The 10,887-nt window shown below is 41.4% G+C and carries 11 protein-coding genes; all 11 read left to right on the top strand.

The features are described 5' to 3' along the window. Positions 1–428 (top strand): hypothetical protein (locus ACR2F3_RS14655; RefSeq protein ID WP_432710728.1); only part of this gene is annotated, 428 nt, incomplete at its 5' end. Positions 429–431: 3 nt separating this feature from the next. Next, positions 432–899, top strand: coding sequence for a CYTH domain-containing protein (locus tag ACR2F3_RS14650; protein WP_432710727.1), 468 nt, complete (start codon positions 432–434; stop codon positions 897–899). A gap of 61 nt (positions 900–960) precedes the next feature. Continuing rightward, positions 961–1,359 (top strand): BlaI/MecI/CopY family transcriptional regulator, encoded by a 399-nt coding sequence (locus ACR2F3_RS14645; RefSeq protein ID WP_432710726.1) that lies wholly within the window; start codon positions 961–963, stop codon positions 1,357–1,359. A 25-nt stretch (positions 1,360–1,384) separates the two neighbouring features. Further along, a complete protein-coding gene (locus ACR2F3_RS14640; protein WP_432710725.1) occupies positions 1,385–2,767 on the top strand; it encodes a M56 family metallopeptidase in 1,383 nt (460 codons plus the stop codon). Between the two features lie 39 nt (positions 2,768–2,806). Next, positions 2,807–5,257: an outer membrane beta-barrel protein gene (locus ACR2F3_RS14635; protein ID WP_432710724.1), complete on the top strand. Its 2,451-nt coding sequence runs from the start codon at positions 2,807–2,809 to the stop codon at positions 5,255–5,257. Between the two features lie 104 nt (positions 5,258–5,361). Further along, positions 5,362–5,925 (top strand): RNA polymerase sigma factor, encoded by a 564-nt coding sequence (locus ACR2F3_RS14630; protein WP_432710723.1) that lies wholly within the window; start codon positions 5,362–5,364, stop codon positions 5,923–5,925. Beyond that, the gene (locus ACR2F3_RS14625; RefSeq protein ID WP_432710722.1) at positions 5,918–6,706 is read left to right on the top strand and encodes a HEAT repeat domain-containing protein; all 789 of its coding nucleotides are present in this window, start codon (positions 5,918–5,920) and stop codon (positions 6,704–6,706) included. Before ACR2F3_RS14630 ends, ACR2F3_RS14625 begins: the two co-directional genes overlap by 8 nt. A 21-nt stretch (positions 6,707–6,727) precedes the next feature. Continuing rightward, a complete protein-coding gene (locus tag ACR2F3_RS14620; RefSeq protein WP_432710721.1) occupies positions 6,728–7,573 on the top strand; it encodes a DUF4097 family beta strand repeat-containing protein in 846 nt (281 codons plus the stop codon). A 146-nt stretch (positions 7,574–7,719) separates the two neighbouring features. Continuing rightward, positions 7,720–9,354 carry an ABC-F family ATP-binding cassette domain-containing protein gene (locus ACR2F3_RS14615; RefSeq protein ID WP_432710720.1) on the top strand — a complete coding sequence of 545 codons (1,635 nt, stop codon included), beginning with the start codon at positions 7,720–7,722 and terminating at the stop codon, positions 9,352–9,354. Positions 9,355–9,517: 163 nt separating this feature from the next. Continuing rightward, positions 9,518–9,889, top strand: a complete 372-nt coding sequence (locus ACR2F3_RS14610; protein ID WP_432710719.1) for a hypothetical protein — start codon at positions 9,518–9,520, stop codon at positions 9,887–9,889. A 179-nt stretch (positions 9,890–10,068) separates the two neighbouring features. Then, positions 10,069–10,797 (top strand): SOS response-associated peptidase, encoded by a 729-nt coding sequence (locus tag ACR2F3_RS14605; RefSeq protein ID WP_432710718.1) that lies wholly within the window; start codon positions 10,069–10,071, stop codon positions 10,795–10,797. Positions 10,798–10,887: the final 90 nt, after the last annotated feature.

Genomic DNA, 10,887 nt, shown 5'->3' with positions numbered 1-10,887 from the left:
TGTACAGAGAAAGGAGCCTTCATTTTAAAAAGTTACGCCGTTCAATCGGTGGTTTGCTTAAACGCGTCCCAAAGGTTAAAAATAAAAACGCCAGTCTATTTTATGATATGGAGCTTCGTAGTATAGGGAGATGCCTGAGCTCGAGTAAGGGAGTTGACCAAATGCATGACTGTAGAAAGCGGATAAAGGTATTGCTCTATAATCTTCCGCTGGTGCGTAACAAAATTAATGTGCCTGTCAATGAAGACTATCTACAGCAGGTACAAAATGCTATCGGCAATTGGCATGACCATGTGCTGGCAGCAAAACAGTTTACCGCTTTGGGAGATAAATCTGAATTGTTGATGCAGGAGGTGAATAAGCTTACCAAAAATTTTTACGAACGTACAACTACGGTTGCTGAAGCATTAACCGAAATAAAAGACTAAACGATGGGGATAGAAATAGAACGTAAATTTCTAGTAAAAAAGGAACTTTGGCAGGCGCTGGATAAACCTGAAGGTATTTATTATCGGCAGGGTTATTTAATGAATAAGCATGATTGCGTGCTTCGCATTAGGATTGCAGGTGACCAGGGCTTTATTACAATCAAGGGTGCTGCAGAAGGGATTAGCCGGTTAGAATATGAATATAAAATTCCTAAAGCTGACGCCGAGGAGATGCTGGACAAGTTCAAACCGGAAGGGACTGAAAAGATCAGGTATCGAATACCGGAGGGTAACGGTGCTGTTTGGGAGGTAGACGAATTTCTCGGCGCAAATAAAGGTCTCATCGTTGCCGAAATAGAACTAAATTCTGAAAATCAGGAGTATATACGCCCAGAGTGGCTGGACAGGGAAGTCACCAGCGATGCGCGTTATGCTAATTCCAACTTAGCCTTGAAGCCAATACAATCTTAAGCCATGATTAAAATTAATTAAATAATATTTGTATCGTACGAAAGTTATCCTACCTTTGAATATGAAATCTACGTCAAAGGCAAATAACATACCAGATCCTACGAAAGCAGAATTGGAGATTTTACAGGTATTGTGGGAATTCGGTCCTTCTACAGTACGTTTTGTGAATGATAAATTGAACGAACAGCGGGACGTAAATTATACATCCACGTTGAAGCAAATGCAAATCATGGCTGAGAAAGGAATCCTTAAGCGTGATGAAAGCCAGATGAAGCACATCTATATTCCGGTTGAGGCGGAGCAGAAAACGAAAGGACAGCTTCTGGACCGTTTTGTAAATACTTTATACAAGGGATCTGCTAGTCAGTTAATGATGCAGCTTCTGGGCAACGAACAAACTTCAAAAGATGAACTGGACGAGATTAAGAAAATGCTCGATCAGCTCACTGACAAAAAATAAAAACCTCAACCTAACCGAATGACCCATGGAAGCTATTATTTTCAAAACTTTATTACACTCTTTATGGCAAGGAGTATTATTGGCTGTGCTCGCAGCATTAATCGTTTCCGTTACGACAAGGGCTAATGCAAAATTACGCTATAATTTATTTGTAGGCTGTTTAGTACTGTTTATTGCAGGAGTAGGAACCACCTTCTGCTTAGCGCTAAACAACTTTATACCTTCATCATCGGTGAATATGATGTCTTTCGGCAGTCCTGTTTTTGGTGATACCCTGATGCAGCCCGGCGCAGCAGAAATTGCAAGGCCGGCAATCTTGGGTAAGCTGATCACTTACCTGAATAACTACTCATCATCAATTGTCTTGATCTGGTTTTTAATTATTTGCGCAAAAAGCATACGCTTTCTGGTAGACATTAGAACGCTCATGCAGATCAGGACCAGCCAGGTTTACGATTCCGGCACCAGGCTTTCGGAAAAGGTGCAACATTTAGCATTGCAGTATGGAATAAAACAAAAAGTAGAGATTTTACATTCTGGGATCATCAAGGTGCCCATGGTATTAGGTCATTTTAAACCGCTGATCCTGCTTCCCTTAGGCCTGATCAACGGCTTGTCGATGCAGGAAGTAGATGCGATACTAAGCCATGAAATTGCCCATATCAAGAGAAGGGATTACCTCGTGAACGTCCTTCAGAGCGCTGCAGAGATTCTGTTTTTCTTTAACCCAGCAGTGTTATGGGTTTCGAATATGATTAGAGCAGAGCGTGAACATTGCTGTGACGACCTTGCAGTAGCCAATGTAGAAACTAAATTGGATTATATCAAAGCGCTGGTTGCCTGCCAGGAATTTGCTACGGTAACACCCGCTTATGTGATGGCAATAAATGGTGGTAAAGGTAAGCTCGTTTACCGTGTACAACGTTTGATTTCCTCCAGAAACCAATCTTTAAATAAGCTGGAGAAAGTGATCATTGGCTTGGTATTAATCTCGGCTGTAGCCATCACTACTGCATTTTCAGTGAAGGACACTGAAGTTGAAAGGCCTGTAACAAAGGAAAGAAAAACAGATGGGGATATTCCAAAACCTGTACAGGCACAAAAACAGGTAACAAGGATGGAGAAATCGCAAAGCCAGGTGCGGACTGTCTCAAAGAACAAACTGCCGGCAGCAAGCGCTGGTGGAAAAAAGCCAGCTGTTAAAAAAGAGACGACCACGAAAGACATGACCCAAGACTTGATTGCAGATGGACTGATCAGAGATAAAAAAAATCTTTCTTATGAGCTGGATATGGATGAGTTGGTCGTAGACGGCGAGAAACAGCCTGACGTGATTCATAAAAAATATACCAGTAACTACCTAATCACAATTAATCAAAAGATTACGGTCAGGGTGAGTACCAACTAAACTACTTTCTAACAGCACTTCATCCATAAACTTCAGAAAATGACCTATAAAATCATGGCTATTTTAGCCATATGGCTCTTTATTGCCAAAAATCCTGTGCGCGCACAAGGCATTTCCACTATCAGCGGAACAATAATAAACAAAGAAAAAGCACCTTTAGATCTGATTACCGTTGCCTTATATATTGAAATGGATTCGACCTTGGTTAAAACCACTTTTTCTGAACCGGATGGTAAATTTCAATTCAGCCAGGTAAAGCCAGGTCGCTATTTAATCAGGTTTGCGGCGGTTGGTTATACAAACATGAGCAGTAATTCGATCACAGTAAAAGAAGGTGAGCCTATGCTGCAGTTGCCGCCATTTATATTGGAGTCCAAGGTGAGCGAGCTGAAAGAAGTAAGTATCACTGGCAAAAAATCCTTTGTAGAGCAAAAGCTGGACAGGGTAGTGGTTAATGTGGATGCATTAATTGCCAATGCAGGTACTACGGCGCTTGATGTGCTGGAGAAATCTCCCGGAATCCAGGTAGACCAGAACGGAGCGATTAGTTTAAAAGGTAAACAGGGGGTTATGGTGTATATTGACGATAAACCAAGTTATTTATCAGGTGCCGATCTCGAGAGCTATTTAAAATCCCTGCCGGCCTCATCACTTGAACAAATAGAAATCATGAGCAATCCCCCGGCTAAGTACGATGCTGCAGGCAACGGTGGGGTGATCAATATTAAAACCAGGAAAGGTTTGTTAAAAGGCTTTAACGGAGGCTTAAACCTCAGTTTAAACCACGGACACAGGGGACGTTCGGCCAATAGTTTGAATTTCAATATCCGCGACAATAAATTCAACTACTTTGCTAACCTGAGTCATAACTATAATAACAGCTTCACGGACCTGGATATTAACAGGACTTATAAAAATGAGGATGGCAGTCCAAAGTCTTTTTTTAACCAAAACTCCTTTTTTGATCGGAACGGCAATGCTTTTAACGCGAAGGCAGGAGCCGACTATTATCAGTCGGAAACCACGACCTGGGGAATTGTACTCGCTGGGATGGACCGGAAGTCTGTCCAGTTAAATAACAACATTAGTAATTTGTTTAATCCGGCAAGGGTGCTTGATTCTGTGATAAAAGCCAGAAATGAAGATAAAATAAATTTCAGGAATGGGGCGGTAAACCTTAATTACCGGCACCAGTTTGATAAAAATGGACATCAAATCACCGCGGATGCCGACTACCTCACTTACCATAATAAAACAGACCAGCGTTACATAAATAGGAGTTACTATCCGGGTGGGATACTCAAATCTGAAGATATATTAAATGGTAGTTTGCCATCTGGCATCAACATTTATGCAATGAAAACGGACTATTCTCTGCCCTTGCAGGATGCCTGGAAGATGGACGCGGGCTTAAAATCCAGTTATACCAAGACTGATAATATAGCCGATTATGCTACAACGGCTAACTCAATTACGATTCCTGATTATGATAAGAGTAATCACTTTATTTATAAAGAAAACATTAATGCCGCTTACCTGAACTTGAACCGGGAGGGAAAACGATTATCTATACAAGGTGGTTTACGAGTTGAAAATACCGATTCTGACGGTAACCAACTTGGCAACATCATGAAACCAGATTCTACTTTTAAGAGGAATTATACAGATGTGTTTCCTACGCTGTACTTGCTTTACAAACTAGATACCATCTCCATGCACCAGGTTGGTTTGAATTATGGCCGCCGGATAGACCGTCCTTATTATCAGGACTTGAATCCCTTTCTCTCACCTCTGGATAAATTCACTTATTATGTAGGTAATCCTTTTCTCAAGCCATCTTATACCAATGGCGTGGAGCTTTCGCACGTTTATAAAAGTAAATATACCACCACCCTTAGTTATTCCAATACCAAAGATGATGTGGGTGAAACCATCGAGATCGTGGATGGGATTTACTATAGCAGGCCTGCCAATATTGGCCGGAAGATCGTTAAGAGCATATCTTTTAACGGGAGCTTTGACCCTGCCGCCTGGCTGAACGTCAGCTTATATACTGAAGTGACTAACATTAAAACGACCAGTGATTTTTACACGGGAAAATTAAATTCTAGTGGCACCTATGTGTATGTTGGTCCTACCGCCAGTCTAAAATTGGGTAAAGGATGGGACACAGAGTTGAGTGGAAATTACAGAAGCAGGTTAGTTAATGCGCAATTTGTATTGCAAAGTATATGGCAGGCGAATGTTGCTGCCCAGAAAAAAATATCTACCAAAACCACCTTGAAGCTGAGTATAAACGACCTTTTTTACACCAAGATCAATAAAGGCACGATCAATAACCTGGCGCAGACAGAAGCAAACTGGATTAACAAAAGCGATTCGAGATACGTAGTGTTTTCCTTAAGTTATCGTTTTGGAAAGGCTTTTTCAACCCCGAATAAGCAAGATGGGTCTGGTGCCGACGACGAAAAAAACAGGGTAAAAAATTAGCGAGCCAAAGATTATCTTTAAAAAGTTTATGACCGGTGCAACATTCTGTCATCACCTGCGACTAGATTATAGAAACCCAATTAAAAAACAAAAAACGCTTCTAATTGCAGCCAAAAGGAAATAAGATAACAGATCAGGAATTGATTGAGATGTGCCTAAAAGGTAAGGATTTCGGCTATACTCAATTGTATAACCGGTATGCCAGAGGGGTTTATAATTCCATTCATCGTATCGTTTCTCATACAGGCGAAGCCGAGGATATCCTTCAGGATACTTTTAGCCTGATATTTGGCGACATGAAGAAGTTGCAAGAGGTAGCTAGTGTGGAGGGTTGGGTGAAACGCATTGCTATTAACCGGTCAATCTCGCATTTGCGAAGAAAAAAAATAACCTTCTCTGATTTGGGGGATATGGAGATTAAGGAGGAAGAACCTTATTCTGCAGGAGATGATGAAATTTTCAATTGCAGGGTAGAGGATGTGAAAAGAAGTATTGATGCACTCCCAACAGGATATCGAACGGTGGTTAACCTATACCTATTTGAGCAGATGTCACAAGTGGAAATTGCAGCGTTATTGGGGTTGTCGCACAGTACGGTAAGGACGCAATACCACAGGGCAAAAAATAGAATATTGTTATCTCTAAAAGACAAAAGTTATTATGAATGATCCGATAAAAGATTTCGTGGAAAGGCACAGGGAGGAATTTGATCATCTTGATGCGCCAGTTTTTAAACTCGATCAGTTGAAACCTAAGTTCCAACCGACCCCAGAGGTGCGAAAAAGAAGTTTTTCCATCTTAAATGGAAATAAATGGCTGGTTGCCGCTTCAATTCTGGTCACGCTGACTTGTGCATGGTTTTTCTTCTATCAAAGGGATGGAAAAAAGCCTGAAGTTCAGCTTGCCGGGCAAAACACAAAGAGCAGCCCAAAAAAGGTGGTGGATGCTGATAGTGCCAGGACAGAAATTGCGCCTTCAGTTGCTGCTCGTATGGAACAGCAGGCCAAACAGGAAGCGCCTGAAATGAAGAAGAAAGCCCCGGAAATTATTACGCCGGCGCCAGCCCGATTTGCAAAGCTTAAAGATAGTACCTCTGCCAGTAGGAGGCTCCTTGCCATTCTCGAAATAGAAGAAACAGGAAAGATAGACCGGAAGGTTATAGACATGCTTGCTTTAACGCTTAACCATGACGGAAATACCAATGTAAGGCTTGCTGCGCTTAGCCTGATGCAAAAGTACAGCGATAATGAACATGTCTCTGCATTGTTAGTGAGTTCATTATATGCGCAAGGCGATCCAATTGTACAACTTGGTCTGGTCACTACACTTGGAAAAATGAAGAACATTGAAATCACCGACAAGCTGGAGTCGCTTGTCAATAGTCCGGAAACCTTTGCTGCAGTCAGAGATGAGGCCTATCGTATTTTACTTAACCAAAACAGATTGTAAAAATATTTAACACACACACCAATGAAAAAGCACTTTATATTACTACTCTCTATCATAACGATGTCCATAACTGTATTTGCACAGCAGGAATATAAGCTGACGGCAACTTCCGGACAGCTGAGGCTGAACATTCCAGAAGTAATAATTGAGGGCTACAATGGCAATGAGATCGTGTTTTCAAAACCTGCAACTGAAAAGGAGGTTGTTGACGAGCGTGCTGCAGGGCTGAGGATGATTAATGGAACTAGTTTTTCCGACAATACTGGTCTCGGGCTGTATGTTAGCCAGAATGGTGATGAAATCACAGTAAAAGCTGTGGGGATAGAAAGTAGCGGCATACTGACAATCAGGGTGCCCCAAAACATAAAAGTAATTTTTAAAAATACCAGTCCCATCAACCAGGGGGAAGTTTTTCTGAAAAACCTGAGGAATGAAATCGAAGTTTCCACCAGTTACAACAAAGTGAAATTAGAGAACAATACTGGCCCCATGAATGTCAGAACGCTTTATGGATCTGTAGATGCAGTTTTTGCAAATGACATGAAAGGTCCTGTATCGATTGTCTCTGTTTATGGGTATGTTGACGTTTCCCTTCCAAAGGCCGCTCATGCTGATGTCAAGCTATCAACAACCTATGGAAAGGTATATGCTGCAGAAGGTCTTAAAATTGCATTAGATGTGCGTACCGATGCAAAAACGGATATTAATGTAAACGGCCTTGCTTTTTCAAACGATGGTTCCGGGATCACAGGCAATGGATTTAGGTCCACCCTTCAATCAAGTGGTGTCAATGGGAAGATCAATGGTGGCGGTGCCGATGTAATCTTAAAATCTACTTACGAAAATGTGTACCTAAGAGACAAATAGTCAATAGCCATACGGCAGCTTCCTTATTGACGGTCTATACGGCGGGCGAAATTAATTCCTTTCATGGTTTCAGTTGGCAAAACATCTGTTTTCGAGATTGTACCAAATTCAATTACCTTTACGCCTGAATTTAACACCCGAATTTTGTGATTAATGTAAATAACATTTCCGTTTCGTTTGGCGGAACCACTCTTTTTAGCGACGTCACCTTCCCGATAAACGAGAATGATAAGATTGCCCTAATGGGTAAGAATGGCGCAGGCAAGTCCACCATCCTGAAGATTATTGCTGATGTGATTAAACCTACGTCAGGTAGTGTAACCGGGCCAAAGGATGCCATAATAGCCTATTTGCCGCAGCATCTGCTTACTCAGGATAAGTGTACCGTCTTTGAAGAAACGATGAAAGCTTTTGCAGAGGTAAACCAGATGAAAATAGAGCTGGAGGAGCTGAACGAGCAGCTTACCATTCGTACGGATTACGATAGTGATGACTACATGAAGCTGATCGAACGCGTATCGGAACTGAGCGAGAAGTTCTATTCGATCGAGGAGGTTAATTACGATGCTGAGGTAGAAAAGGTGTTAAAAGGTCTTGGGTTTGTGCGTAAGGATTTTACACGCCAAACGTCTGAGTTTTCTGGCGGATGGCGCATGCGTATTGAGCTGGCTAAAATTTTGTTGAAGAAGCCTGATCTCATCTTATTGGATGAGCCTACTAACCACATGGATATTGAGAGTATACAATGGCTGGAAGACTTCTTGATCAATTCGGCAAAAGCGGTGATTGTAATTTCTCACGATCGCGCCTTTGTGGATAACATTACCAATCGAACCATTGAGGTAACCATGGGCAGGATCTATGATTACAAAGCTAAGTATAGCCATTACCTGCAGCTCCGTGCCGATCGCCGGGTACATCAATTGAAAGCATACGAAGAACAGCAACGTTTTATTGCCGATAACCAGGAATTTATAGATCGCTTTAGAGGAACCTACTCTAAAACCTTACAAGTGCAATCGCGGGTGAAGATGCTTGAAAAACTGGAAGTAATTGAGATTGATGAAGTTGATACTTCTGCGCTAAGGTTGAAATTCCCACCATCGCCACGTTCTGGTCAGTATCCGGTCATTGTAGAGGAACTGACGAAAGCCTATGGCGATCATGTGGTCTTCGAAAAAGCATCTATGGTAATCGAAAAGGGGGAGAAGGTGGCTTTTGTAGGTAAAAATGGGGAAGGTAAATCGACCATGATCAAAGCGATAATGGGCGAGATTGACTTCGAAGGAAGTTTGAAACTTGGTCACAATGCTAAGATCGGCTATTTTGCGCAGAACCAGGCGGCATTGCTTGATGAGAACTTAACGGTATTCGAAACCATTGACCAGATTCCATTAAGCGACGGGTCTGTGAAAATAAAAGATCTGTTAGGGGCATTTATGTTCAGTGGCGATGATACCACTAAAAAAGTAAAGGTACTGTCTGGGGGAGAGAAAACCCGTTTAGCCATGATCAAATTACTGTTAGAACCCGTTAACGTGTTAATTCTGGATGAGCCAACGAATCATTTGGATATGAAGACCAAAGATATTATTAAAGACGCTCTTAAGGATTTTGATGGCACCTTGATTCTGGTATCCCATGACCGGGATTTCCTTGATGGGTTGGTAGAAAAAGTATTTGAGTTTGGGAACAAACGTGTACGCGAACACTTTGAGGATATTAAAGGCTTCCTGGCATATAAGAAAATGGATACTTTAAAAGAGATAGAACAAGGATAAGAAGTAGACGTAATGCCAAATTTTTACATTGAACTGCCCTAATTGCCACAACTAATTCGTTATTTACAGTTTTTTAGCAAAGCTGATAGTTAACCGCTGAATTTGCGTGCCATGTTTAGTCAGTTATCATTTACTAGATTACAATTAACTAATAGAAAATAAAATGAATAAAATTTTAGTGATAGGGCTGATGGCCTTCGTGTTCTCTTCATGCCAGTCTGAATCAGGTAAAAAGGAAAATCTAATTACACCAACGCCTAATGGGGTAACAACCACAAGTAATACACCTGCCGGAGAAAGACCAACGGTAAACCCTGCTCATGGACAACCTTTTCATGATTGTGCACTGCCAGTGGGTGCAGCGTTAGCAGCATCAGATGTGCCTGCGCAACCTGAAGCTTCTACAGCACCAGCGGTTTCACAACCGGAAGTTCAGCAACAAACAGCACCTATGCAACAGGAAGTTAAGCTTAACCCAGCACATGGTGCTCCAGGTCATAACTGTGCACTACCTGTGGGTGCACCATTAAGCTAGAAAAGAACCTCGTCTACAGTATCCATGTTGCGCACTACAGGTATCAGAAGCTGATTCCTGTAGTTAAAAATCTTTACTGTCGTGGCTCTTTTATGGTTTTGTTAAACACAGCAGGCATTGTTTCTGTAGATTAATTAATCTTTTTGGGAGATGATAAAATTTAATACCCTTATAAATTAATGTGTTATCATACGTCCAGTACCGGAACAGCTAATGGCTTAAAACAAAAGTTTAACCTTCCCATTGTTGATGAATCTTTACATACTATTTATTACCATGCAAACGGTTATACACACCCATTGTTGCCGGTTATTGCTAACGACAAACAAAAGGCTATACATCATTTTCGCTGGGGATTAATCCCATCCTGGGTTAAAACCCTGCAAGAAGGCGTCAGTTTAAGTAATCAAACACTGAACGCTAAATCAGAAACCATCTTTGAGAAGCCGTCATTTCGTGATTCTATTCTGGAAAGACGTTGTGTAATACCAGTAACCGGTTTTTTTGAATGGAAGCAGCAGGGAAAGGAAAAAGTACCGTATTATATTCACCCGAAAGACAAACAGTTTTTTTTGTTAGGAGGCATATTTAGTCATTGGATGGATAAGGAGCGTAACGAGCTAATCACCACCTTCAGCATTTTGACTACTGCAGCAAATGAGTTGATGGCGGATATTCATAATACCAAAAAAAGGATGCCCTTAATGATCGAGCAACGGAATATGGATTCATGGATCGATAATAGCTTGTCCAAGGCATCAATTATGGAACTGATGAATCCCTGTGATGACAGCAACATGGCGGCTTATCCGGTGTCTAAGTTGTTAAGTGCTAAGAACGGTAATAGCGATGCTCCTGAAATTTTACTGCCCAGCAAAGACATAACAATCCAAACCTCCTTGTTTTAAGGTTTTTCCTCTTGGATGCGGTTAAATGCAACACCGTGGAAAACACCTGTTATAAAAAAAAATCAAACCTGTTTTATAGTGAGTTGTAGT

Source organism: Pedobacter sp. (assembly GCF_045627485.1).
Classification (GTDB): domain Bacteria; phylum Bacteroidota; class Bacteroidia; order Sphingobacteriales; family Sphingobacteriaceae; genus Pedobacter.
This window is presented reverse-complemented; position numbering and strand designations above follow the sequence as displayed.

What these genes read in the sequence shown, in the direction of transcription:
- ACR2F3_RS14625 (WP_432710722.1), top strand. Translation starts at nt 5,918, where the DNA reads ATGAATGATCCGATAAAAGATTTCGTGGAAAGGCACAGGGAGGAATTT.
- ACR2F3_RS14620 (WP_432710721.1), top strand. Translation starts at nt 6,728, where the DNA reads ATGAAAAAGCACTTTATATTACTACTCTCTATCATAACGATGTCCATA.
- ACR2F3_RS14650 (WP_432710727.1), top strand. Translation starts at nt 432, where the DNA reads ATGGGGATAGAAATAGAACGTAAATTTCTAGTAAAAAAGGAACTTTGG.
- ACR2F3_RS14645 (WP_432710726.1), top strand. Translation starts at nt 961, where the DNA reads ATGAAATCTACGTCAAAGGCAAATAACATACCAGATCCTACGAAAGCA.
- ACR2F3_RS14640 (WP_432710725.1), top strand. Translation starts at nt 1,385, where the DNA reads ATGGAAGCTATTATTTTCAAAACTTTATTACACTCTTTATGGCAAGGA.
- ACR2F3_RS14605 (WP_432710718.1), top strand. Translation starts at nt 10,069, where the DNA reads ATGTGTTATCATACGTCCAGTACCGGAACAGCTAATGGCTTAAAACAA.
- ACR2F3_RS14610 (WP_432710719.1), top strand. Translation starts at nt 9,518, where the DNA reads ATGAATAAAATTTTAGTGATAGGGCTGATGGCCTTCGTGTTCTCTTCA.
- ACR2F3_RS14635 (WP_432710724.1), top strand. Translation starts at nt 2,807, where the DNA reads ATGACCTATAAAATCATGGCTATTTTAGCCATATGGCTCTTTATTGCC.